Annotated in this window: 19 protein-coding genes and 2 pseudogenes; 7 read left to right on the top strand and 14 right to left on the bottom strand. The window is 39.9% G+C overall.

Features of this window, described 5'->3' with window-relative positions; translation table 11 throughout:
- Nucleotides 1-106 (top strand): annotated as a pseudogene (locus tag OCI93_RS12930) (IS982 family transposase); the annotation flags it as partial.
- Between the two features lie 55 nt (nt 107-161).
- Here OCI93_RS12930 and OCI93_RS12925 read toward each other — a convergent pair.
- Nucleotides 162-809: a histidine phosphatase family protein gene (locus OCI93_RS12925; RefSeq protein WP_261626565.1), complete on the bottom strand. Its 648-nt coding sequence runs from the start codon at nt 807-809 to the stop codon at nt 162-164.
- 46 nt (nt 810-855) lie between these two features.
- Nucleotides 856-1,677, bottom strand: coding sequence for a 3-deoxy-manno-octulosonate cytidylyltransferase family protein (locus tag OCI93_RS12920; RefSeq protein ID WP_261594764.1), 822 nt, complete (start codon nt 1,675-1,677; stop codon nt 856-858).
- A gap of 308 nt (nt 1,678-1,985) precedes the next feature.
- Between OCI93_RS12920 and OCI93_RS12915 the strand changes: the two genes are divergently transcribed.
- Nucleotides 1,986-4,427, top strand: coding sequence for a TonB-dependent receptor (locus OCI93_RS12915; RefSeq protein WP_261626564.1), 2,442 nt, complete (start codon nt 1,986-1,988; stop codon nt 4,425-4,427).
- A 316-nt stretch (nt 4,428-4,743) separates the two neighbouring features.
- Here OCI93_RS12915 and OCI93_RS12910 read toward each other — a convergent pair whose 3' ends face one another.
- From OCI93_RS12910 to OCI93_RS12890, 5 genes are all read right to left on the bottom strand, one after another.
- Nucleotides 4,744-5,100, bottom strand: a complete 357-nt coding sequence (locus OCI93_RS12910; RefSeq protein WP_261594766.1) for a hypothetical protein — start codon at nt 5,098-5,100, stop codon at nt 4,744-4,746.
- 380 nt (nt 5,101-5,480) lie between these two features.
- On the bottom strand, nt 5,481-6,035 hold the full coding sequence (locus OCI93_RS12905) for a hypothetical protein (RefSeq protein ID WP_261626563.1): 555 nt from the start codon (nt 6,033-6,035) through the stop codon (nt 5,481-5,483).
- A gap of 113 nt (nt 6,036-6,148) precedes the next feature.
- The gene (locus tag OCI93_RS12900; RefSeq protein WP_261594768.1) at nt 6,149-6,523 is read right to left on the bottom strand and encodes a hypothetical protein; all 375 of its coding nucleotides are present in this window, start codon (nt 6,521-6,523) and stop codon (nt 6,149-6,151) included.
- Between the two features lie 719 nt (nt 6,524-7,242).
- Nucleotides 7,243-9,960, bottom strand: coding sequence for a CHASE domain-containing protein (locus OCI93_RS12895; RefSeq protein ID WP_261626562.1), 2,718 nt, complete (start codon nt 9,958-9,960; stop codon nt 7,243-7,245).
- Nucleotides 9,961-10,083: 123 nt separating this feature from the next.
- Complete coding sequence (locus OCI93_RS12890; protein WP_261626561.1) at nt 10,084-11,073, bottom strand: substrate-binding domain-containing protein; 990 nt, start codon at nt 11,071-11,073, stop codon at nt 10,084-10,086.
- A 477-nt stretch (nt 11,074-11,550) separates the two neighbouring features.
- Between OCI93_RS12890 and OCI93_RS12885 the strand changes: the two genes are divergently transcribed.
- Together OCI93_RS12885 and OCI93_RS12880 are read left to right on the top strand one after the other, a co-directional pair.
- Nucleotides 11,551-13,227, top strand: a complete 1,677-nt coding sequence (locus OCI93_RS12885) for an esterase-like activity of phytase family protein (protein ID WP_261626560.1) — start codon at nt 11,551-11,553, stop codon at nt 13,225-13,227.
- 61 nt (nt 13,228-13,288) lie between these two features.
- Complete coding sequence (locus OCI93_RS12880; protein ID WP_261626559.1) at nt 13,289-14,167, top strand: hypothetical protein; 879 nt, start codon at nt 13,289-13,291, stop codon at nt 14,165-14,167.
- 208 nt (nt 14,168-14,375) lie between these two features.
- Here the strand turns inward: OCI93_RS12880 and OCI93_RS12875 are convergent, their stop codons facing one another.
- The 3 genes from OCI93_RS12875 to OCI93_RS12865 form a co-directional block, all read right to left on the bottom strand.
- Nucleotides 14,376-14,861, bottom strand: coding sequence for a hypothetical protein (locus tag OCI93_RS12875; protein ID WP_261594774.1), 486 nt, complete (start codon nt 14,859-14,861; stop codon nt 14,376-14,378).
- Between the two features lie 37 nt (nt 14,862-14,898).
- Nucleotides 14,899-15,750 carry a hypothetical protein gene (locus tag OCI93_RS12870; RefSeq protein ID WP_261626558.1) on the bottom strand — a complete coding sequence of 284 codons (852 nt, stop codon included), beginning with the start codon at nt 15,748-15,750 and terminating at the stop codon, nt 14,899-14,901.
- A gap of 885 nt (nt 15,751-16,635) precedes the next feature.
- Nucleotides 16,636-16,821, bottom strand: a complete 186-nt coding sequence (locus tag OCI93_RS12865) for a hypothetical protein (RefSeq protein ID WP_261626557.1) — start codon at nt 16,819-16,821, stop codon at nt 16,636-16,638.
- 266 nt (nt 16,822-17,087) lie between these two features.
- On the opposite strand from OCI93_RS12865, the gene OCI93_RS12860 reads away from it, so the two are divergent.
- Nucleotides 17,088-19,064: a TonB-dependent receptor plug domain-containing protein gene (locus OCI93_RS12860; RefSeq protein ID WP_261626556.1), complete on the top strand. Its 1,977-nt coding sequence runs from the start codon at nt 17,088-17,090 to the stop codon at nt 19,062-19,064.
- A gap of 526 nt (nt 19,065-19,590) precedes the next feature.
- Here OCI93_RS12860 and OCI93_RS12855 read toward each other — a convergent pair.
- From OCI93_RS12855 to OCI93_RS12845, 3 genes are read right to left on the bottom strand one after another with little or no spacing between them, the layout of a single operon-like run.
- Nucleotides 19,591-19,920: a DUF3325 domain-containing protein gene (locus OCI93_RS12855; RefSeq protein WP_261626555.1), complete on the bottom strand. Its 330-nt coding sequence runs from the start codon at nt 19,918-19,920 to the stop codon at nt 19,591-19,593.
- Complete coding sequence (locus OCI93_RS12850) at nt 19,917-21,536, bottom strand: PepSY-associated TM helix domain-containing protein (protein ID WP_261626554.1); 1,620 nt, start codon at nt 21,534-21,536, stop codon at nt 19,917-19,919. Before OCI93_RS12850 ends, OCI93_RS12855 begins: the two co-directional genes overlap by 4 nt.
- Nucleotides 21,515-21,796, bottom strand: coding sequence for a hypothetical protein (locus tag OCI93_RS12845; RefSeq protein ID WP_261594219.1), 282 nt, complete (start codon nt 21,794-21,796; stop codon nt 21,515-21,517). Before OCI93_RS12845 ends, OCI93_RS12850 begins: the two co-directional genes overlap by 22 nt.
- Before the next feature lie 544 nt (nt 21,797-22,340).
- On the opposite strand from OCI93_RS12845, the gene OCI93_RS12840 reads away from it, so the two are divergent.
- A complete protein-coding gene (locus OCI93_RS12840) occupies nt 22,341-23,219 on the top strand; it encodes a hypothetical protein (protein WP_261594218.1) in 879 nt (292 codons plus the stop codon).
- A 107-nt stretch (nt 23,220-23,326) separates the two neighbouring features.
- Nucleotides 23,327-23,470: pseudogene (locus OCI93_RS12835) on the top strand (IS5/IS1182 family transposase); the annotation flags it as partial.
- Between the two features lie 1,306 nt (nt 23,471-24,776).
- On the opposite strand, the gene OCI93_RS12830 reads toward OCI93_RS12835, so the two are convergent.
- A complete protein-coding gene (locus tag OCI93_RS12830) occupies nt 24,777-26,126 on the bottom strand; it encodes a sphingomyelin phosphodiesterase (RefSeq protein WP_261626553.1) in 1,350 nt (449 codons plus the stop codon).
- Nucleotides 26,127-26,709: the final 583 nt, after the last annotated feature.

Below are 26,709 nucleotides of genomic sequence, written 5' to 3'. Positions count from 1 at the left end.
CTTTATGTTGAATTTAGTGGCTGGATTGGTGGCTTATTGCTTTAAAGAAAATAAGCCACACCTTAATTTAACTGACGTAGAGCTTAACGCATTAGTTATCGCTTAAGCAGATCTCAGGTTAAATTAGGTAAAAAGAGCACGCTCGTGTGCTCTTTTTATAATCATGTATGTAAGGCTGGTATTAATCCCCACTCAACACAGTGCCAATCATTCTGTTGCCCCGTTTCGTTCTCGAAAATACATATACCACCCGTAGGCACTTTTAAATTCACTAAGTCAGACTGACTATCCAGCACATGGCTAAAGCGCATAATACCATTACTACTAACCATCAATGTGGTTCTATTTACTTGCTGAGCTAATATTGAACTTGCAAAAGCATGCCAGCCATTACGCAGTTCGTCAGGGGCAACCTGCCACCCAGCAGGTACTTCGCCATGGCTATTCCAACGTGTAATAATTGCCTTCCCTTTCGCTAAATCTCCCTTACCCAAGCGCAGCATTACATCCTGCTCTATCTGATTTTCATCCGGTCCATAATCTATTTCATTCAAAAAGTTGTCTGTCTGAATCACACTGTCATTAATATTTAGTGGTCGACAAATCAGCTTAGCAGTTTGTTGATGGCGCTTTAATGGCCCTGCATAAATCACATTTGGTACGAGCTTATTAGCTAATAAATATTGCCCAATAGCTGTCCCTTTATCTTGCTCAACTAAATCAAGGTCGGTACGCGCACCAACTCGAGTAGGCGTATCTGTTGGTAAAAATGTATTGCCATGTCTAACGATAATTAATCGTGTTGTCATAAATACTCCTATCTTTAAATCATACCCAGCACGGCACATATAACCACTAAAGTGTTAAATCGTACTCACCATCTCTGGCAATAATCGCTTCAGCACGTTTAATATCTTCAGGGCTATCTACCCCACTCATTCCGGTATGACCTTGATAACTCACCGGCACCATTTTTACCGCTAAGCTATTTTCTAAAAAGCGCATTTGCTCTAGGCCTTCGCAGCTTTCATAGACACTCTCAGGTAACGTAAAATAGGCCTCTAGTGCGCTGGCGGTATAACCATATAAGCCAATATGACGTTTTACTGGTGATAGCGTTGTCGCCTGTCGCATCGACGCTTCTTTACGAATAGCGGGAATAATATTTTTGCTGAACGTTAATGCCAGTTGTTCGTGGTTAGTTTGCACCGTAGTACCACTAAATGGTGTAATTTGCTTAACGGCTCTCAAGTCATCAAGCTCTTGCCATGTTAGCTCAACATAAGGCGTAAACACCTCTCCTACTTCGCTATTGCGCCACGACTGTATCAACTCACTAATAAACCAAGGCGGACAAAAAGGATTATCTCCTTGTAAATTTACGATAAAGTCTGGTTTTTCGGTCAACTGTTTTAGCACATCAAAACATCGCTCTGTGCCACTACTGCACTGCTCTGACGTCATCATACAAGGTACATTATGCTGCTGACACAACTGCATAATACGCTCATCGTCTGTTGCCACTACATAGTCACAACCTTGCTGACTTGTAGACACATAACGCGCCATATCAGCGACTCGTAACAACATTTCTCGCCCTGCAATTTTAATTAATGGCTTACCTGGTAACCGCGTACTGCCATATCTAGCAGGGATCACTATCAGCGTTTTATGCATTTTAAAGTCCTTGGAAATCGTTTAAATGTGGCTGCGAATACTTTTCTAGCACCTGCGACTATGGTCCATTATAGACCGTCTAGCAACATGCTTTAAAGACTAGTTTTAATCAGCATCGCACAGCCAAATAAGATACTCTCAGATTTCTCAAAACCCGATTATTCATGTAGCAAAATCAGCCAACTGGTAAAATAGATGATAACTAAAGGTTATAAAGCATAAAAATCAGGAGGAACAGCTAATTTTTAGTTGCAATCTAAATGATAATAATTAATATTCGCGACCTAAAAATGTGCCTGGAATATTATATGAAATCGTTTAACCTCTCATTAGTAACACTCGCCTGCTTAAGTGTTTCTGCTTTTGCACACACTCACAACGCAACAGTTAACACCGCTGATTCAGAACAATCACTAGAGCGGATCAGCGTATATGGCAAGCAAAATGACGTGGTTATGAACTCCGGCCTTGCGACTAAATCCAACATGTCTTTAATGGCAACACCTGCGGCGGTGGTTATCGTAGACGAAGCCATGATCAAAGCTCAAGGCGTCAATAACTTACAAAGTTTAGTGCGTAACATCAGTGGTGTTACACAAGCGGGTAATAACTATGGTATCGGAGACAACTTAGTAGTGCGTGGTCTAGGTGCTAATTACACCTATGATGGCATGTATGGTGGTGCAGGTTTAGGTAATACGTTTAACCCCACTCGCTCACTGACCAATGTTGCTTCTATCGAAGTATTAAAAGGCCCTGCGACAGGGCTCTATGGCATGGGCAGTGCTGGTGGTGTTATTAACTTAATTGAAAAAAAGCCTCAATTTGAAAAGCATAATGAAATCAATATTGAGCTAGGACAATGGCAAAGTTATGCTATGAGCATAGACTCAACTAATGGCATAACCGATGATTTAGCCTATCGCTTTGTCGCTAAAACAGCGCGCAGTGAAGGCTATCGTGACTTAAGTAATGACCGTGATGAAGCCTACCTATCGCTTCGTTATTCCCTAGATAACACTCAAGACTTAACCCTCTCAGGTGCATATATTAAAGACAGTATTGCCGTAGATTCAATTGGTCACCCTATTCGTATTTACAATGCAGACTCTGTGGCAGGAAAGCATGCCGGTGATGTGACTTGGCAAGATTTAATGAATGACCCTAAAGACCAAGGCATACAATTGAGTGATTCGCAACGTCAGCAATTGGCAGACTCTTTGGCTGCCAGCGACGGTCTTACGCCCTATACTTTTGGTCATGCAGGGCTTATTTCGCCAATGGCCAATGATAATAAGGGCGAAGAGCTACGCTTCAAGCTTACTCATAATATTGATTTAACAGACAACCTATTCCTAAACCAACAATTACAATATCGAGATTACGACACAGGCTTTGCTCGTCAAACCGGTGCATATAACTATGTGTATTGGAACCGTCGAGGCACCATCAATGCAGACCCTCGCGCACCATTAGTTATGGATGGGCAACTCTACCCATTTGCCGCACGCCGCCAAGAATATCGTAAAGTAAGTGCTGATGAACATTCATGGCAATACTTTGCTGACTTACGTTATGACTTTAATCTTGCCGGTATCAATCAAGAATTATTAATCAATGCTAACTACGAAGACAGAGATATACGCTTTAAACAATACTCTATTTACGATGCAGATAAGGTGATCAAAAATAAACAAGGCGAACAGATATACCAAGGTACTTTACCGTATATCTTAGATATTCGTTCACCTAACTGGGCAAATGGCCGCTTTGAAGATCACGACCCACTCAATACCGCAAATTATAATAAAACAGTCAGCGCTTGGGGCACAGGTATACAACATGTAGCCTATTTTGATAATGGTTTTACGACTCGCGTAGGGGTTGCCTTCAATGAGATTGAGCAAAGTTATGAACACTTTGGCGTTGATGCACGCTACCGCGCAAGTGCCGCACAACCCACGCCAGAACAAAACACCTCAGACCAAGGAGCCACTTACAACTTAGGTGCTACCTATATGCCAACAGATAACTTTTCCGTGTTTATTAATCACGCTAAAGGGCGTACAGCTTACGGTATACTAAATAGCATATCAGGCAGTGAAAAAGACCTTGATGACTCCGAATCTTTGAGTAATGACCTAGGTTTTCGCTTCAAATCATTTAATGACCAACTATTAGCTTCTTTCGTGATATTTGAAAGCGCTCGCACTAACTTGCAATACACCAACCCTGATTATGAAGAAGGCGTTTCTGCTGCCAATGTGGCGCGTTATTTTTATGATGGGCAGGAGCAGACTAAAGGTGTGGAACTAGATTTAAATGCCTATTTAGACGAGCGTTGGAAATTAAATATTAATGCTGTTTATCAAGATGCTCGAAATCAAAAGAACCCTAATGATGAACGTAATTTCAACACCCGCCAAAAAGGTGTACCTTACATCAGTGCTGGTACATGGCTTAGCTACACTGCGCAATGGTTTAAACTGGCTCACCCATTAGAGCTAAGTGTAGGCGCTAACTATGTTGATAAGCGCAGTACACATTCAACCTCATTTGGCATTCCTGATGGCTATGTACCAAGCTACACCGTATTTGATTCTGCATTGAGTTACAAAAGCGACGATTGGACGCTACAGTTAAATGTAAATAACTTATTCAATAAAGCTTTCTACAGCAAAGCGATGTTCTTAGGGGGGATGCCTGGGGATGAACGTAATGTAAAACTAAGTTTCAGCTTTACACTTTAATATCATATTTATGCACAAGCTTTTTGCTTGTGCATTTTATTTAATATCAGGGTATACCAATTGCATTAAATAAATGACCAGCCATTGCGATAGAGAAATGATTTATTAACAATTCAGGTATGTAGTTATTTTACATAAGTAATTTTTTAATGTTAGTAATGGAAAACCTAATATTTTGTAATAAGCAGCTATACAATAAGGTTATTGAGTGAAGTTCAAATTAGAAGCCTAGCCTTTGCCATAGGTAGCAGCTGAAACACCGCATTATTTATACACCTTCCAATGTGCTACTAATGCAACAGCATAATTTTTGTGGTTATTTTATCACTTTCAAAAAGCTCGATTGCACCTCAGGCCTCATAGGTATTATCGGTGCTTGTACACAACAACCCAGAGTTTCTGCACGCAAGGCACTGACGTGATTAAATACTGTTTTAACGCCATAATATTGCTCCATATCTTTATCGCTCTCCAACAGGTCGCCTAACTCTAACATCAAATAATATGCTGTGTGTTGAATTTTTTCAGGTACTTGCTCTTCAACTTCCCCTTTGACAAACCCACGACGGATAAAAAGCTCTAAACGGTTACATCCATGTCCTTGCACAATCATACCTACCGCCAATGCGATAGCAACAACCATTAATACTATAAAAATCACAATTGGTTGCATAACTTATGCGACCTCCCAATGTTTGACCTTACATATGATAAACTGCCCCTCTTGATTTAGATGCCCAATCAAGATTTCAAAAAACAAGCTGACATTTCATCACCGTTAACCAGAAAACTCGTGAAACAGCAAAAATAACACTCATCGATTGCCAATAAAAACCTATTGTGTAAACCGAGCAAAGCTAAATATTGTTACCAAATATTAACTTTCACTGTAAAGTGTGTCAATTTAAAACTAAGCTCGCTATCGTTTGCTCTATAGCAACAATTTGATTTTATTTAAAAAACGGTCGCATTATATAAATATATTTATATAAAACCAATACCAATAGTTAAATATTCTTAACAGCGTTTACCAAACTCAAACTTTCTCGTCCGTTACTGGCTTTTGTTGTAAATATTAACAAACACATACCGAATAGAGTAACTTAACAAAATAATAGCAATAACCGCATTACTAAAAACAATAAAAACACCATAAACATCATACTCATACAAAAAGTTAACATCAAAATAACCTCGCAGTACAAGCTGCGCATAATTCATGGTCATCAACCACATGAGATACATACATATTCTTGCAATAAGAGAGAAGCGGCACCCTCTCAAACGGTGAAAGATATACGCTGTGAGCATGAAAAAAAATATATGACACATTAAAGCTACATAAAACACTTGTCGTCGATCTATTACTTCCATAGACAATGCAATTAAATCGTACGCGAGTTGATTGCCCAGCAAACTAAATATGGGACCTAAGAACGCGCAGATAAAGCATGAGTAAATTTGGTGATCTTGAGGCGTTTTTAAGCTGGATTTATGGACAAAAGATAACGTGATACCACTATGTTTATAAATAAATAGCATCAATAAAAATGCGAGCACCTCGAATGTCACGGTGATATCACTAATGACACTATAATACTCTTTCATTTACCATCAACTCCACCATACCCTGTCAATCAACAAAACTGTTCTTTCTAACTTATTTTTTGTTCACTGAACCTAATCATGCAATACTAACTCATGCTATTTTTGAGTTGTGATTATTTCACAACTTTTAGTTTTGATGTTTTTGTGGAATTTGGTGCTTTGGCAATTTGTTGCTCTTCATCACTCCCCTCTGTTGCATCATATTCAACCGACTCTGCATGTAATTCACTCACTTTAGACAGAGCTTGCCTAACACTTTGTTGTTGAGCGTGGTCTTCTTGCTCCTCTAGTGCTTCACCAAGTTCCATCATGATGTGGTAAGCTTGACTCTGTAATTGTTCGGGCGCGTCATCATCAACATCTTTGCCAAGTACTAGCTTGTGTAATTTTTTCTCAAACTTTAAACGCTTTTGGCCATGTATTACGGACATAACTACCAGTCCAAATGAAATTATCATAAGCACAGTGCCAATAATCAGTGGCTGCATCGTTAACTCTCCATTTCATTATAAAGGGCAAAGCAATCAGTTGCTTAAACGAACAAGAAAGCATATTTTTTGTTCGCCTTTTGCCTTGAGTCGCTCAGAACAAATCAACTATTCCAAAAAAATGAATGATTTAGTCAAATTATTCTCTTAAGCTGTAAAAAATAACGACATAATGTTAGAGCTTCTTTGCTGTAGTGGCAATAGAAACGAGCGTTGTCATACGCTTTTTTACATATTAGTTAAAGCAGGTATAGTCTGTAGCACTGAAGGTTAGACTTGAGTTCATTAACATCATGCTCGGATAAGAGTTTTGAAATAGCGAACATACATAACTCAGAACACCTGCAATCCAATAATGATATTTTTTCAATATAACGGCGTTTTTATGCAGTAATAGCGGACTATTACAAGTGAAAGAAATGCAGAAAGTAAACAAAATAGCTTTATTGGGAAAACCAGTTCATCCAGAGTTGAAGTTAATTAATCTCAAGTTTGGATAAGGGTTTTTAAATTAGAAAATACTTTGTAACTCACGTTACTTACTATCCAATGATGATATTTAGCTCAATATCAAGGCGTTTTTATGCAGTAATAACAGATTATTACAAGTAACAGCAACGCAGAAAGTGAGGGCAATATTTTTATTAGACAAACTCGCTATTGAGTGGTTCTAAATGAGAAATACCTAACGTAGCTAGGTCTCTAAAAATGATTAAGTATTATTGTGGATTGGTATTAGCCGATTTACTCAACACAAACGTGGCGACAGTTGTTAATAGCTCTGCTTGCTCAACAGGCTTTGCGATATAACCATCAAAACCAACTTGCTTGTATAAACGTTTATCTTCTTCATAGGCGTTTGCTGTGAGCGCAACAATGGGTATCGACCCATTGAATTGTTTTATGATTTTGCAAGCTTCAACACCGTCCATTATCGGCATTTGAATATCCATTAAAATCAATTGAGGTGTATGAGCTCTCACTGCATCAACTGCCTCTTGGCCATCTTTGACCATACTTATATGTGCCTTGGTTGGTGCTAGCATCGCCCGTACAACCGTTTGATTAATTGCATTATCTTCAGCGATTAGAATATGAGTACCACTTAGATCCAATGTTTTAAGTCGAGCTTGCTCATTTACTGGGGCACTCTGTGCTTTAAGGAATGGTAAAGTGATAGTAAAATTACTGCCGCGACCGGGCTCACTTTGTACATCAATAATGCCGCGCATCATATTGACTAATGAATAGGTAATTGCAAGGCCCAGCCCCGTTCCCCCATACTTTCTGGTTGTCGACTTATCTGCTTGCTCAAAACGATGGAATAACTTATCTATTACGTCGCGACTCATACCAATACCAGTATCGATGACATGGATCACCAGATACTCGCTGTCTTCTTGTTCTCTAAACAATACTTCTACTTTTCCTTGCGAGGTAAACTTAACGGCATTAGACACCAAATTTAACAAAACCTGTCTCACTCGGACTTCATCACCCACCCAGTAGTCGCTCGACAAGTCCACATCAAAGCTTAAGCAAATGTCTTTTTCAAATGCTGTCACGGATAATTCTGACTTTAAGTTTTCTATTAAACGAATTAAGTTAAAAGGTTGCTCTTCAAGGACTAATTTACCCGCTTCAATCTTAGAAAAATCTAAAATATCGTTAATAATCGTACGCAGCGCTTTGACTGAGTAAATACCTTTTTCAAGTAAATCTTGCCCTTGGGCGCGTAACGGTTCAGCCTTAAGTAACTGTAACGTACCATACAGCCCATTCATGGGTGTTCTGATTTCATGGCTCATATTGGCTAAAAATTCTGATTTGGCGATAGTTGCTTGTTCAGCTTGCTCTTTAGCTTCTGACAACGCCTTTTCATGATTGAGCTGCTCGGTTAAGTCATAAGCAACACCTAAAAACCCAAACAATGTTTGCTGCTCATCAATGAGTGCCGTAATACTCAATCGAACCTGAATATGGCGACCACCCTTGGCAATATAGGTCCAGCGGTTTACATCTATTCCACCCGTTCTCACTTTCGCAACAAAGCTTTCAAAACCTGGACTGACCTCTGTGCCTAATTCGTGACTCAACTGTTTTGCACGGGTAACAACTTCTTCCTCTAGATGAAAAACCGCAGGACTTGCACGGCCCACTAGTTCATCAGCTTCATAGCCCAGTAATTGTTCCGCGGCAGGGTTAAATAATGTGATCAAACCTTGTTCATCGGTCGCAATAATTGCATAGCTAGCTGATGTTAGTATACTTTTTTGTAACATATTGGTTTTAATAATTTGCTTAGAACGTATCGCAACTTCACTCTCTAGATGCATATTAACCTGCTCTAAAGCAAGCTCTTTTGCTTTAGCAATTTCAATACGCTGTTGCTTAAGTTGGCTTTTTTTCAGTAACACCAGCTGTAAACTAAATATAAGTATCACCAGTAATAGCGTGATACCTAATGCCAGCTTGATAACTGAAAATGGTGACTCAATATCTAATGAATAGATAAATGCAGGCGTCGCATGAAGCGACAAAAGCCAATATCGACCCAGTATGTCAACTTGTTTACTAACATAAAATTCGTCTAAGCGATGACGGCGCTCTCCATGTGTAAAAAAGGTAACCCCCTGATCAGGCGTTTCATCTGAAATTGATAACACAACGTTATCGCTCAGCGACCGAATTGATGATAAAACTTCATCTATCAAGATAGGGGAGTAGCTCCAACCCACTAAGCCATTAAGCCGATCACTGACATTATTCGGTGTATTATCTTGATATATTGGTAATAAGATCAAAAAGCCTTGCTGAGCTTTATTATTTGCTTGCACTAAAGTAACGGGTGCCGTCAGCCTTACCTCACCGCTCATGCCGGCCTCTAATGCCGCGCGTCTGCGCATTTCCTCTGAGCCAATATCTAACCCAATCGCATTGGCATTGCGCCTTTCAGGCTCCACCATCTCAATAACAAACAAACTTTGGTTGTGCGGTTTAAACTGTTTTACATTAAAAGTGTTATCAGGCCTGTGACGCTTTACTTGATTAACAAAATCAGCTCGCTCATGTGGTTCAACTAAACGAATAAAGCCAAAGCCACGCGCCCCTGGAAACTCTTCATTAAAGTCACGAACGCTCATATATCGCTGCATAGCGTTATAGTCAAAATGCTCCGCCCCCGCAGCAGCAATTGCCCCACCTAAACCAAATAAGCCATATTGATAAAGTTCAACACGTTGCTTAACACCATAAGCAATATGTTCTAACCGCTCAGTTAAAGCGCTACGTATCTTCTGCTCTGTTAATTGCGCTTGCTGCTCATACACCACATTGCTATAAATTAAACCAATCGCTAAAACCAGCATGGGCAATATCATTAGCTTGAATAAAGACACAAGCTCGCCCTTTGAGTTAGTCGTATTACTATTATCCATAACAAATATCACTTTTCTTATCAATTGGTTATATGGCAACCACTCTAAATTTATAGGCTCAGCAAACTAACTCAGAGTATAGGGACTAAGCAACACGGTGCCAAGCAGCCATACTAGTTTGCTTCATTCGTGATTCGTCGTGCAACTCGTTACGTTGCTTGCATGGCAAAAATGGTAATCTAAAAAGTAGTTTTGCTGCTTTGGTCGCTGCTTATTAACAATAAACGCATACAATAGCTGAGCACCAAGCTGCCCCATCGTAAAAGGCTTTTGCCCTATGTTTTGCGTAGATAAGCCTTTTGCCAATGCCTGCAACTGAACCGCCTCTGTGTCCGCAGAAATAATAACCACCTCTTGCATTGCGATTTTCGTTCTAAATGGGCTCAACCTTTCAATATATTGAGTGTTAAACTGCGCAAAACCTGCAACCGCCAAAAAAATAGGGGGAGCTGGCAGTTTTATCATACTTAATAATTGGCTCAGCGCATCCTCTCGACGCCCCATCGTAAATAAAGGACAGCGAGGGTGCTCTCGCCAACCCGTTGCCGCAACTAACCTACTGGTTTCGCCACCTGATAAAGCATAGCGCACGCCACGTATACGTTCATTCAAATTAGGTGTCGTTTGGTGTCCCGATTGAATACAAATAGTTTGAATTGATTCTTTTTTGTACTTCTTAGCCACCTCTGCCAATGCTCTACCAAAATCAAAATTATTTGTACCAACATATGCTAAACGGTAACGACGATGCTCTGGTAACAAATCAGAGTCAAAGGTGATCACAGGAACCCCCTTTTCTTTTGCTGCTTTTAAAGCACCTTCTACTAAATAGTTTGAGTCTGTGGTAGATATCAATAAGCCATCAATACCATTACTTATTAGCTCTTTAACAATTAACACTTGAGTACGAACATCTTGATAGTCATCTGCACCTTCGTAAATGCACTTAAGATTGTCATACTGTTTAGCGAAAGCCTGACAACCATAAAAGGATTGCTCATAAAAGCTGTCATTTTTGGTTTTACCCACTACGGCTATTTTGATTTGGGCATTAACCTGACATGCCAACACGGTAAGTGACATAACAAGGAACTGTATGTGTTTAAAAAGCATTATTATACTCCTTCATTAAAAATACTTTATTCGTTCCATCCACTAAAAAGAGAAAGTAATAATACCAAAGTAATCAAAGCATGTGTTACCTACTCGTTCACTAAATACACTTCTAACGCTTCTTTACATAAAACCACAACCACTTCAACTCGATATTTCTCGGACATAAGCATGAGATTACTCTCAATTTGGCTATCCTTTATCGTGCAGCAATAGCAAATATCTATCTCTCTTGCTAAAAAGGGGCTGCCTAAGCTCCTTTTTTCATTCATGCCAATTATTGCAACATCATGATTAACCTAATTAAGATACGCACTACTCAAAAGCTATAATCTTCTTATTTATCAACATCACTCAAATTATTAGTACCATTTAAGCAATACACCACATAATTTTTTATTTAAATTTTTTAAAAAGTAAACCAAATCGTCACATTAAGAAAATACCTTATTAAATTTACTTAATAACGGAACAAATATGAAACCCTTCAGCATATCAACTATCGCATTTACCACCATGCTCGCTTTAACCGGATGTAGCGATGGTGACAACGGTAAAGACGGCAATAACGGTATCAATGGTGTCAACGGTACAGATGGTGTCAACGGTACAGATGGTAGCAATGGCACAAACGGTAGCAATGGCGCAAACGGTGGTAATGGTACGAATGGTCTAAGTAGTTTAATTATGCAAACACAGCTCAATACAGGCCATGAAAAGTGCTGGCTAGGTGGCGTAAAAATTGAATCTGGATTGGATAAAAACAATGATGGCACACTCAACAGCTCAGAAGTGAGCGAGACATCTTATGTGTGCAACCCTGATAATTTTGCCAGTAGCGGCGTACGTTTGCCATATTCAGTAATGCGTAATGACCTTGAAAACGGGGCACTTTCAGGTTCAACTTTTGAAGTACGCAATGGCGGTTACGGCTCAGATATGGATGGCCACCCCACGAACCCAATGCAATTCTACGCCCTGACTGACCGAGGGCCTAATGCCACATTTACAGGTGAGCAAGGTAAAGGGAAAACGTTTCCAACCCCTGACTATACGCCGCGTATTGGTCTATTTGAAGTACAAGCAACAGGCTCAATCAAATTAGTCAAAAACATCCTGTTAAAAGACAAAGCGGGCAGCGTAATTAGTGGCTTACCAAATAGTTCAGCGCTAGGTGGCACCGGCGAAACGCCTTATGATGTAAAAGGTGAAGTGATCAGACTTGATATGAGTAAACCCTATGATAAAGAGACCAACCCAATACGCATTGACGATTACGGTTTAGATGCTGAAGGGTTAGTCGCCATGAATGATGGGTCGTTTTGGGTAAGTGATGAATATGGCCCACACATGGTGCACTATAGTGCCGATGGCACCGAGCTTGCTCGTATCAACCCATTTAGCAATGATACGCGCAATGTACACACTCTACCTGCTGAGTTTGGTAATCGCTGGGCAAATCGAGGCATGGAAGGACTGACTATCACACCAGATGAAAAAACTCTGGTAGGTATAATGCAATCAAGCCTAGATAACCCAAGTAAAAACCGTACCAACCTAACTCGCATTGTCACCGTTAATATTGAAACAGGTACTACGGCTCAATATTTATATAAACAAGAGCAAGGTTCAAATTCAAATTCAGCAATCAAAGCACTAAGCAATACTCAGTTTTTGGTGATAGAACGTGATGGTAAGTTCTATAATCGCGACAATTCAGCGATGAAACGTGTGTATAAAATTGATATTAGCAACGCGACCAATCTGGAAAACGTAGCAAATAATGAGCAGCTAACACAAGACGATGCACTTGGTTTAATGATTGCTGGTGAAACGTTAGAGCAAATTATAAACAACAATGCGGTTAACGGTGATTACACTCCTGGGTGGGAAAAATTAGAATCAAACAACATAGTGCCAGCACAAAAAGTATCACTCGTTGTCGACATGATTTCTGAAGTAGCCTACCCGCACGATAAAATGGAAGGGTTATGGTTGATTGATAACACGCGTCTTGGCGTAATAAACGATGATGACTTTGCCACTTGGTCAAGTAGCGGTGTCTTAGAGCAAAAGTACCTTGATAACAATCAGTCAGTAATTGATGGCAATGCACTTTATATTATTAATGGATTAGATATAAGCGCCAACTAAGATGATAGCAATGGCCGCATAAGCGGCCTTTTTAATACGAGAATAAAAGGACAATTAGACTATGAACAAGAAAATATGCATATTGCCAGTGGTGAGTCTGGTATTTATCAGCCACATATCAATGGCAAACCCAGATGTGACGTCTAGAGAATATAAACTGCTATTGGAGCCTAGTTTGTTTGATCATGCGAGTGAAGCTGCACAAGTAAATAATTACTTTAGTACCTTAAAACCCATTATAGAGCAGGCGATTGCTCGGGATGTAACGGGCACCATGTCACTCGATAAAACTCGCACCGTTAAGTTTTTTGATACACACGCTAGCTGCCAATTAAAGCGGCTTGGTTATGCCTTTCGCGAACGTATTTATAATGGAAACTCCGAGGTCACACTCAAATTTCGCAGCCCGGATCGCTACATCGCTGACTTTGAAGATGTGTCATCACCTACTCAAGGGGCTAAAACCAAATTAGAAGCAGATATGGGTGTCAAAGGCAGCAACCCATTTAATGTGGTTTATAGCCATTCTACAAAAGCGCCTAATACCCGCACAATTAATAACTTTAAAGATATTAATACACACTTTCCTGAGTTTGAGTCTACTTATGGGTTGAGTGATGCTGTGCCATTAGCGCAAGTGGGTAACCTAACAATTACTGAACAGGTTTATAAAGGCGCGCACATAGATTTAGGCTCGTTCGATGCAGAGCTTAGTATAACGTTATGGTACGCGGGAACGCCTTTAGCTAACACATTGCCATTAATTGCTGAGGCATCTTTTAAATATGAAGACAACAGTGCCGATTACAGCAAAAAAGTAGTTCAGCGTGCCAAACTTGCCTTTGAGGGTATGCAAACAATTAATGCGTGGAATGCCACAAATGCAACCACTAAAACGCAATCGGTTTATCAATACAATCCTAACTTTTGTACTCAATAGCTGTGTTCGTTTTCCACATTGTGTGCAGTATGACTTATAGAGCTAGTCTATTAAAAAACGCACATAACAGGACAGTGATACACTGTACTATCTACTTTGAATCAAAAAAAACCAATTTTAATCAACTGAAATTAAAATTGGTTTTTTAAAGAATAATGATAGTAGTAGTAAGAGTAATAATAACTACTACTTTATTTATTCTATCGACTTATGGCTCGTAACCACAACGCCAAACACGCACTGTTCTAGTTTCTGTTCTACAGTTTGTTTGTACCGTACGGGTATGCTGTGTTGTTTTCAGCTGATCACTTGAAAGGCCTAAAAGGCCAGAATAAGTGTACCAATCAGTACTTTTGGTGCCGTTAGGTTTCGTATACCAATATGTGCCTGTTTGTGAGTCCCATTGAGATGATGGACAGCTACTTGTCTCAGCTAAAACCCTACTCGTTGAAGCATACCTTATGTGAGGTAAATAAAAGTCTGGCTGGTTCCACAAATGGCCCAAAGTTAAATGGCCATTATAACCACAGTGCCTTTTTGTTACCGTATAGTTTTCAGTTTCAGTATCGCAAACTTGTACGTTGCGAGTCTGAATATCCCAATACCCACCCACATCACAGTTCATGCGAGCTTGCGCAGAGCTAGCACCAACTAGCAATAACGCTGTTGCTGCTGTTAAACTTAAGGTTTTCATAATTTCCCTTATTTATTTTTTTGTTTATATAAACAACTTATAAGCGCAGCTTATTTAGTTGCTCTTGCGTGAAAAGCGCCTTAATTTGCGACAACTTTTCAAAGTCTGTTGATACACTTGGGTTTGCATACGGGCTACCTGTAGAACCTAAATCAATCTCTTGCGAAACCGAATAAACCTGCTCTGACAAACGCTCAATTTCTTGTTGTTGAAAAGCGCTTAAATTTAGTTGACTCACTGAGTGAGCAAGTATGCTTTGTTTTTGACTCACAGTAAGTTGTGCCTGACCACGCTCATACACTTGGTATTGCTCTAACTGTTCCGCTGTGAGCGTACTTGCAATAGATTGGCGATATTCAGCACTGTTTTGTATAATTTCTTCGTTATACAACTGGCGGTAATATTCATGATTATCGGGTTGTTGTTCCAAACGCTCAGACAGCGCCTGCCAACTCTCAAAATCTGCCTGCGCTTTTTTCGTCAGTAGCTGCTCAAGCACATTATTTTGTTCACCCTGCAATTTCAGTTCACTCGACAATGCAAACACAACAGGTTTTACTTCAAATACTTGCATGCTTTTTTTTACTTGCGCAGATAAAGCCGGCTTAGGTGTAATTTGCTCAGTTGATTGTTGAGACGATGCCCCACTTGGCACTGAGAATGACGTTGCCTGTGCAGCTTCGATGGGGAGTTCAAGTATTGCTACTTGCTCACGTAATTGATTATTTTCCTCTGTGAGCTGTGCAATCTGAGCGTGTAAAGCAACCGTTTTATTATCGTCAATACTCACCACTGACTCAACGCTACGAATTTGCTGCACATTATCGCCAAGCATAAACGCAGCCGCAAAGCCAAATAAAAATACTACGGACATTTTTAATAAATTCATGATTATTAGCCCTACTTTAAATTCCGACATAAACAAAGAACCTATAACAATAAGTTATAACTTAGCTTCAATAACAGGCACGTTTGTAATATTAAAACTCGCTGTGAATTTGTCTATATACTATGCAACTTTACTGATTAATAAACCAGCTATTTTTGACAGGTTTTTTAAAAACCACTGGTGAAAATAGGAAACTTAGAAGCTAAGGAGGTGCTTACCTCAATAAATAGCTAATAAAATGCGTAGTACAATGTGATATTTAAAAAATACAACACCCAATATAAATCAACAACTTAAGGCAGGACGGTACCCATTAAAAAAGTTTGCACCATACTCTATTTTTAATGCACTTATTATCAGATAAAGTGGCTCAGTTTGAAGGCTTGGGCGCCAAACATTTTTGCACTCAACATTAAGGCAGCGTAGCTTATAACCGTGTCATTTCATTAATACATTACGATACGTTTGCAGTATTTTTTTAGAATAAATCAAGCTCGAGCACCAACTAACTCGGCAAAGTATGCAAATTAAATTTATACCAATCTTATTAAAACGTTGCTCATTATAGCGAGCTAAATAACGCATTAACTGCATTAATTGCATTAAAAATAGCTCATATGGAATAACTATATACCGAAATTTTTATCTGGTTACCAAGTCATTTATCTATCGCAATATCTGATCATTTATTTGCAATTGCTTAAGCTAATAAGCCGAGTATAAACATTAAGCCTAACACGGTAGAACCCGCTGATGTATGGCAAACAGCCTCAAACGAGCGTGTAATTATTCAAAATCAAGAACGAAAGAAGATAAAGGAAATATTCACATAACAATTAAAATTCAATACAATACTGCCACGGTTACTTTTTGAGATTAATATGCTTAAGCCACTTTCGACCCTGTTGGTTGTTTTTGTGATGCTGTTTGCTTTTGCTGAGCAATCATTTGCATATCATCAGCCGTTTGAATCTCACGTTCAGAGTAACAATTCAACTCAAACAAGCCAAAGCAGCACATCTCATGCGGTGAGTAACGTCGACAATGAAGAGGCATGCTGCGATGTACCATGCTGTGAACTTGGCTGTGTTTGCCCCGCGAATAGCTGTATGTTTTCTTTATACTTACCTATGGCTAGTTGCTCAACAAACGTTGTACTGCAAAATAACCCAGCCGTGAACTATATTGTAAAACCACCTATTTTAATAACTACGCGCCTTTTTAAGCCCCCCATTTTTATCTCATAAAAAGCCTGTGTGCTCAGCATTGTGTACACAAAAACAATTCTCAATTAAATAGCGCTGATATGCGCGACTTTTTGCATCTATGAGGTCAAAATGCTTTTTAAACACTCAAAATATATGGTGTCGGTTTTATTATTGCCACTTTGCGTTTACGGCTCCCCAGAGCACCATGAACATGATCACAAACACAACGCAGGTAAAATAGAAAAAATTCAAGTCACAGCATCTCGTTTAGGCCGTATTGTGACTGAGTCAGCAACACGTATTGAAATAATAAACGGCGAAGAAATTCAAGAAAAAGCGCTGATGCGTCCGGGAAATATCTCTATGCTGGTAGCTGAAACAGGCGGCGTGCGGGTACAAAATACCTCACCTGCATTGGGTAGCGCAAATATTAGGTTACAAAGCTTATATGGCCGATATACGCAACTATTAAGTGATGGGCTCCCTTTATATGGTGGCCAAACGGCATCAATTGGCTTATTACAAATCCCCCCCACTGATCTAGCCAACGTTGAGATAATTAAAGGCGCGGCTTCTTCTTTGTATGGTGGTTCAGCGCTCGGCGGCGTGATAAACCTAATTTCACGTACCCCATCGGATAAATTTACAGCAGAGGTGCTGCTCAATGCCACATCAAAAGATGGCCAAGATGTAACATCCTACTTTGCCACACCACTATCTGACTCATTTAGTACATCTATGACTGCCGGGCTACACCGACAAACAGCGCAAGACCTAGACAGTGATGGTTGGTTAGATATGGCACAATACCATAGAGCCACTATGCGCCCAAGGCTGTATTGGCAAGGTGACAATGGAGCCAGCTTTTATAGCACATTTGGTGCCATGACAGAGCAGCGCAATGGCGGTACAACCAAGAACGCCAGCCTGCCCGATGGCAATGCTTTTGCACAAACACAAGACACCGTGCGCCTAGATACCGGATTTATCTTTGATAAGCCACTGACCAACATGCTTAATGTCAATGTGCGTGGCGCAGCAATGCATCAAGCCCATGAGCATGAGTTTGGCAATGCCATTGAAGATGATACGCATGAGAGCTACCTAATTGAGTCAAGTTTGTCGGGATACTCAGATAAAACCGCTTGGCTCTTGGGAGCGGCTTATCAGTCTGATCAATTCAGTTCAGACGGTTTTTCGCAGTTTGATTATGCCTATAATGTGCCTGGGTTATTCTCACAGTTAGATTACGAAGCAAGCGACAACATCGCCTTGTCATTCAGTGCTCGCACAGATTGGCACAGCGAATACGGCACGCAATTTAGCCCCCGTATTTCAATGTTGTACAACCCTGACAGTTGGACTATTAGAGGCTCTTACGGTCAAGGTTTTTTTGCACCCACCCCTTTTATTGAAGATATAGAAGATACGGGGTTATCTCGACTTGCCCCTCTTGAAAATCTCAACGAAGAAAGCGCCTCAACAGCCTCGCTTGATATTAGTTATGTGTTTAATAGCTTAGAAACAAGCGTAACTTTATTCGCCTCTGACGTTGAGAATGTCACTGAACTCGACGTGATCAATACATCACCAACCGCTGATAAACACAAAATTCGCATCGTTAATGCTCCGGGACAAAGCGAAATACGTGGCGCTGAATTGTTGCTACGCTACCGTTGGCACGACATTAAATTAACGGGTAGTTACTTATACACCGATGCAAGCAGGCAAAGTAATGTGGGGGTTAAGCGAGTGCCTCTTACACTCACACCCAAACACTCCGCGGGTGCCGTCATCATGTGGGAAGAACATGGTAGCCACTTACTCGGCTTTGAGGCCTACTATACGGGAACTCAACATCTAGAAGGTAACCCATTTCGTAACAAAAGTGGTGCCTACTGGCATTTGGGCCTACTGGGGCAGATCACCTCTGGGCGTCTCAGCTACTTTATTAATGCCGAAAACCTGCTAAATATCAGGCAAACAAAAGAACATCCCTTGGTACTGCCAGAACAAGCCCCAAGTGGCCGCTGGACCACAGATATTTGGTCACGCAATGATGGATTTACCGTCAATGCTGGAGTACGTATCAAGTTTGGTGATTAAACAATTTGTTGATTAAACAACATAAAAGCACAAACAGTATCGGGATAGACTGATGTTCACAATGTAGCCCGCATACGCTTTAAACTTAACGCCAAAAGCAGGTAACTAACCTCAGATTTGGATAAGGGTTTTGGAATAGAAAATATTTTGTAAACAAACATTACGTACAATCCAATGATGCTATTTTGTTCAATATCAAGGTGCTTTTATCCAGTAATAGTGGGCTATTACAAATGAAAGCAACGCCGAGAGTGAGAAAAATAGCTTTATTGGACAAATTCGCTTATACAGAGCTGAGGTTAACTATACCTCGCACCGACTTGATGACGGATAAGCACCTCTGAGCGTACAAAGTCAGAGGTGTTAAATGACATATGAGCTGCCTTATAACTCACATTCTTTATCATCAAATGATAACCTTTTGTTCAGTGTAAGGCGCTTTTATGCAGCCTTGTACACAGTAATAGCAGATTATTGCAAGTGAAAGTAACGTAGATAGAGGGCAATACAGCTTTATTGAGCAAACTCACTTGTCCAGCGCTGATGTTAACTTATTAACATGTAATAAAACTGGCCTTAAAGCCAACTGCGGGCGATATTGAAACAATACTGACAAACAACACCCGCCAACGGTAAGTAAGCCCAAAATAAACACCACTGCATTCACCCAACCCATTACCAAACTAGATAAATACCAACTGATAGCAATAAGGCCCCAAGCAGCGACTCGCCGACGCCGAGCCTGTATCTCACTGGGTTTAAATTCACGACCCAACACTTTGGTGTATTTTGGCAATGAGAGTAAAAATAAACACAGCGCTTGGTAAATAAACATGACCGAAAACAACATTATCATACGACCCCCTCAACCTTGCGCTTAATAACTTTTACAGACTGAGTATGCTTATTAGCACGCGTTACTTTGCTTGCAATAAAGGCACATAGCAAACCCGCCACTAAATTACTCATATCGAACGCAACGTAAACCCAATCATTACTGGCAAAACTTGGTACTAAGCCTCGTTGAGTGGTCAATGCATTTATAATTGGCACCGAAACAAAAAGCAGCGCTGCAGCTGTCCATTGTTGATACCACGCTTTTTGCCCTTGGTTTTGCCATGTAAAGTACATACCATGCACCAAAAACGCCAACCAAGTAATAAAAAGGCTATGTATTTCCCAATCGGCACGCCCATCAAACGCGACTGGTAATAATCTATTTGCTAAAAAGTATACTGCTACGGCTGCGGGTAAACCAACAATGGTGCCAATATTTAACCCTTCAGTAAGCTTAAAACTAAACGGCAAACCATTTGGGTGATTGAGCGCTTTTTTGCGTCGCTTTGTGGTCCATAAAATCATGCCAGTTGCTATCATCGCGCAACCCGTTAGCCCCGAAATAAAATACAACCAACGGATTGGTAAATCTGCAAATATTCCTTCATGTAACTCCAAAAAAACAGACTGCACTCGGCGCACTCCTGCGTAATGCGCTTGATAACTTAGCACCTCGCCACTGGTGGCACTGATCACTAACTTAGTGCCATCGTTACTTGGCTCTGATAGCTCTGGTGAGAACACCGCGACACTGTTTTTATCATGCAGGTGATAAATGCGAATAGCATAGTTTGCTTGATTGTTACCTTGGCCGGCTAAGTACATTGCAGCATTCTGATAAAGTACCGGTAATGGCAGCATAGTGGCCGGCTCTCCTGATGCCTCAACCGGCGCACCTCTTTGATAGTACTCTTCAAAAAATTGTTTTTTGCCCGTCTCTCCTAACCCATAACTGGCATTTAAAATAAACGGTACATAGGTAAACGTGAACATAATGAGCCCAGAATAGGTGATCATTAAATGAAACGGCAAGCTCATCACACTCATTAAATTGTGCCCATCGAGCCATGACGTTGCACCTTTATTTAGCCTAAAAGAGAAAAACTCTTTAAATATTTTTTTATGAACAACAATACCCGTTACCAACCCAAGCAACATAAACAAAGTAAACACGCCAACAAAATAGTAGGCCAAGCGAGTAGGTATATAATGCAGTCGATAATGCATTCGATACAATGATTGACCGCCACCCGTTGCTCTACTTTGCAACACTTCACCCGTTTGTGCATGCAACTGCTGTGAAACACGCACCAACTTACCAGCATCGTTGCGCTGCTGATAGCCAACCTCTAAATGTGGTTCTGTGCGAGAAAGTGGCAAATAAATACGCCAATCTTTTGCGTCTTGCCCATGCTGTTCAAGGTGACTTTGCGCTGTAATCAACGCGCTTTGAGTATTGCTTGTATTACGCGGTAACTCCGGCTTCATCCAAGCGTCAATCTCACTGTCAAAATAACCTAAAGTGCCGGTTACAAAAATAAAATACAGTAACCAACTAACAATAATACCCGTCCAAGTATGCAGCCAAGCCATCGACTGTCTAAAGCCACTTTTCATACTCTTTGCATACCCCACATTAAAGCGCCACTTATTAACCCTGTTGCCATTAGTAACAGCACACTAACCCTAAGTAACTGTTGCCATGTTTTAAGAGCAAAAGCCCACATAATATAAGCCGTGTAAAGTACAAAGCTCAACATAGAAGCAGCGGCCACTGAGTCTGGTTTTGACAGCGGTAAACAATAAGAAATCACAATGCTGGTTGCCATTACCAATGGATAACCAAAAACAACGATGATCAGCAAGCGGCTGACAACCTCTTTATTTAACGCCAATTTGGGGAAGTTTATTTGCATCACTTAAATAAAAAATAACGAACCATAATTGCAAATGATAACAATTACTGATTTTATTTGTAACTGATAACTTTGACTTTTGTGCAATAACCCTTAATTAAAATAAAAAGCGTATTTTTAGCGTAAATGACTTATGCAGAACTTTGGTTTTTTGATGACGCACTGTTAATTTTATTAATGCAGCCTAAACCTAGCTTGATAAAATGTGCAGCACGCTTTGGCTAGCACTTTCTTAGGTCATTAAAAACATACATACCTGCCAACAATCACATTAATGTACTAATCGACTACTCATATTGCTCATCAAAATACATCAGAGCAAAACACAACAAGTACAGTAATACGCAACAATGCTTTGTTCTATTTTTATGGTCAACACTCATCTTCGCGGATTATATCCAATCAGCTTATTTGCTCGGTTAAACTACTTTTCATATGAACTATGTAATTGTCTGTAATCGCTTTTTTTTGTTTAGAAATTATACTTGGGTCTTTCATTCGACAAATATTTAAAGGAATAACCATGGCAATTATTAGCTACACTAGTTTGAATAATATCAAAAAACTTAGCATCAATGAGTTACCAAACACACCAACACAAATTGATGAACAACTGGGTAACTATAATGAAATGGCCCATGCATTTTCGCCCTCTCCATTTGACTTAATACGCCTTAGTATGACTCAGCCTCTTACCTCGCAATATTGTGCAGCTTATAGCTTGACTGCCGCCGCCGCTACACTTGGGATACTGCCAGAGAATAAAGAAGTACAAATTCAACTACAAGATGGTAGTCAATCAAAAATCACACTAAGTCATGAAGATAATTTCACCTCTTTGGCGCTTAAACTCTATAAATTAACTCGATTTGATGCAGCAGAGATTAAAGAGCTATTAAAGGTAGACTGTATTCCAAAAGAAGCAGAGAAAGGCGGTAGCGTGCCACTGCGGGTCGCTAAAGTAGCAACTAGCCTAGGCATGAATGCTGAGCTTTTTGTCACCAAGCAAGCTTTCGACAATTTTGATTCGTTGGCACAAAAAGAGATAGCTGAGCTTGGTTCTAAAGCAAGCTCGCAGGATGTGTTGGCATTTGTTTTTGGTAATTCACAGGAATATACCTTAACAGAGTCGCCTATGCCCACGCCTCAAGCGGATGAGCTTAATTTGGTGTTAATCCAAACACCAGTGAATACCTTGCATTGGGTAGCACTCAGTAGTGACAGTACGTATTTTGATTCGCTTCGCAACTTTCAACCTGGCGGTCAATTTGGGTGTGTTGGCAGTCAATGGTCAGCTAGGCCTTACGTTGATACGGGAGTTTGGATAACAATAAAAAATAAAGAAAAAATGCAAAACGAATTACTTAAACTAAATTGCAAAGGGTTATTTACTTTTGACTAGGGGCTGTTTGGGTTAAAAAAACAAACAACATTTGGGTTGGTTATAATGGTGTTGCCAAAAAGCCAAAGTAACTTCCCCAAATGACGAGGTTAATGTTAACAAATGATATTGGTTGGTGCTTATATCACTACCGCCATTTAGTTGAAAATACATTTCTTAAGATTAAAAAGTACCGCGCAAGTGCTACTTGGTATGATAAGTTGGCTAAAAACCATCAACATATGGTATCTCTAGTCTTTTCATTAATGTAACGACCTTTGTGAGCTATTCATAAAATGCACACAAAAAGTAATGATAAGAATTGACGAGAAATCGCTCCACATTTACTCGAGGATGCACATTTTCAAGAACGGCTCGTATTTGTATGTACACGACACTTGTACTTATGATGCTACAAGGTATGCAACTTATTATCGAGAGGCTACTTTGACTATCATGAGCTAAAACTGGTTTACGTCACAGTAGGCTGGATACGTAATATAATAACTATTTCAGCAATTGCTGTGTACCCGCTGAAATCCTTAAGAACATACATAAAAGAAAAACGTGCGGTAGAAGAATAGTCTTTTGCAAGAAAGTTAGATTCAAAGAATCAGTGGCTGGCTCACACTTAACATTATTCAATTAAACGTAATGGAATTCTGAGGCAAACTCAGAATCACGAAAAGTATATAAATATATAGCATTTTGTCTTCCTGACGCAGGTCAGGATCTTATGCGAGAGGCGTTAAGCCCAGTTATTACAAACAAAAAGTTAAAGATAATACGTGACCACGCTACTCTAAAAGCACATAAGAAAGCTCGGCTAGAAGCTTTAAAAATAAAATCAATCAACCTTTTTAAAGTTTGCCCATATTTGACGTGCAGGGTAAATTGAAATGGCATACATCATTGTTAAATTACAAAGCCATCCTACAATAACATATAGCGGCTTAAGCTCATGGTAATCAAAATGTCCTCTGGCAATTAACTGCATCATCTTGATAACAATATGAATAAAACTTATGTATAAACAAAGCCGTGAGGCGAAATTAAATAAACACTTTCTTAGCCTATGCCAACAAAACAACACCAATATACAAATAAACATATTGACTATACCGGTAAAATAAAAGACTTTTATCCTGTCATTTAAGCTTGGCATCAGGGTATGAAGAAAAAATTGCCCCATTTCTGAGCCTAACATATGGAACAAAAACACACATACCGCAACCATAAAGCTTGAATGCAAGTCGTGAAGTTGTAATGAGTTAAGTTGATGACTTCTGGCGCTAAACAATGACCATTTATGTGTTGGCAGCTGTGTGATCAAAAACCACGTTATAATTAAAAACTCATAACCTTTAAGCATCCAGCCCAAGCTATACAGCAGTTTATATAGTTCCATTTACCCAAACCAGATTGTCAAAACACTCAGTAAATAACCGTATACTACGGATAATACCAATCATTTAAAAGACTCTGACCTACGTCAGGAAGACAGCAGGTGTATGTGTGGGCACTACCGTCTTCCTGATTAGCCCTTATTGTGAGTCAATGGTGTGCTGTGCAGCTTTTTTAATAAGGCATGTATTCAGGTGCCAATGGAAACGCAAAACGCCCTTCTACGGGATAGTGATCAGACAAATCCCAGCTTTGCCAATGCTGACTGTCGATACTGCGCGGTGTCAGCATGTTATTTTCAGAGGTGTAAGGCGCGAGGTGATCATTACTATATAAAACATAATCTAAGTATTCATTAAACGCTTCATCGGCATAAATGTTGACTAGGCCTGCATATGAATAAGGGTAAGCACCTTTGGCCTCAGGCTCTGTGGCATTCAACAATGCTAAAAAAGCTAAATGCTCTTGCGGAAAGTTAATTTTATCCACGTTAAAATCACCCGCCATAATCACAGGCTCTTGATATGGGATCTGCTTATTTTCAATAAAGTGTTTTAACTGCGTCAGTTGCTCAAAACGAACTGCGACATCTTGCTCACTAGTATACGCATGTGTGTGGGTTCCAAAAATATGATACGCATTACTGCCTTTTCTTATTTTCGCATAATTCATACCCTTACCAGCCAAACATCCGTCTGCTCGACACGCGTCATACACTACCGCGTCTTGGGCTTCGATAGGCCAACGGCTCGCAATAAACGACCCTCCAGTCAAAATTTTACCCACTTGCCATGGGATCTCCGTCATATATGGATAAGTCTGAGCGACCTTAGCTCTGAATTTCGCTGTTAAAATAGGGTCAAACACTTCTTGAAAAACCACCACATCGTAATTGGTCATATACTCAGCGATAGTATCTAACCTATCACCAGTATTTTTAGAGGCAAGCGGTGGCAGTAAAGCCCACGTGTTGTAAGTCAGTACATTTAGTTCATTAGAGTATTGAGACTTTTCTGATTGATTAAATTTATCGTGGATCACATAGTGTATATCATCGCCTGATACTCTGGCTGAAGACGATTTAAATGCCAAAGTTTGTTGCTGATTATTTAAAGGCACACGATGGATATCGCGATCATAATGCCATGGTTCATCCTGTCCATTGAGCCACATTTTGCTAAATGTCATGGTGCCGAGCAATTTTTGCTTTAAAGAAACAGGCTGCGATGCACCATTAACCAATGTTGTAAAAATGTATTCTTTTCCCCACTTAATGCCTTGATCGCGATTAAATCGCAGAAACTTAACCGTACCTAATGGTGGCACTTCAGACGCCAATTGCTGCCACTGATCACCATGACGAATATTATCATGGCCGGTTTGCTGCGTATTCAGCGTCAAGGTTTCCATGGTATTGTTGGTTAAATAAACGTAGCTTTCTGCCAACGCTTGACCTGACAATAAGCCCGATAAAACACCAACAATGACTAAACCGAGCGCTCGGCATTGCTTAAGTGTGATCATACACTGATCCCTTTTTTTAATTATTAGATTTAATTTGAATGTTCTGCTGTATCTCACTCATGCCATAGGTCGTTATTTAATAAACCGTAAAGCTCTGATAAGGCTCAGTAAGTGAGTGCACAGTCATACTATTAAAGCTAAATCATGCGCATGACGTGAGTATTACACTTTGTATAATTTATACTACTAACAGCTCAGAGGTGATCAGAAAAATAAGGACGTATTAGCCGAGAAAGTGCGATTAAAGGAAGAAAAGTAGATCTGCCAGCCCTTGAATAGTTATGTTGTGAAGTGAGTAGCTTGACCCCATTTTTCATAAAAGATCCTGACCTGCGTCAGGAAGACATCATACGTATGAGTGGGCTCTACCGTCTTCCTGATTAGCCTCATAGTCAAGCCAACTTCGTCATTCTGAACTTGTTTCAGAACCTCATCACTTTAACTGATTGAAACTACTCAATACTCCTACGTAATAAATATATTCATACTCAAAAGCAATTAAGAGTGGAAAGTGGACCTGACAGCCTTTAAATAGTTATATTGTGAAGCAAGCAGCTTGACCCCTTTTGCTTCTTTGCCACAC

This window comes from Pseudoalteromonas holothuriae, from assembly GCF_945859825.1.
In the GTDB taxonomy this organism is placed as follows: domain Bacteria; phylum Pseudomonadota; class Gammaproteobacteria; order Enterobacterales; family Alteromonadaceae; genus Pseudoalteromonas; species Pseudoalteromonas holothuriae.
This window is presented reverse-complemented; position numbering and strand designations above follow the sequence as displayed.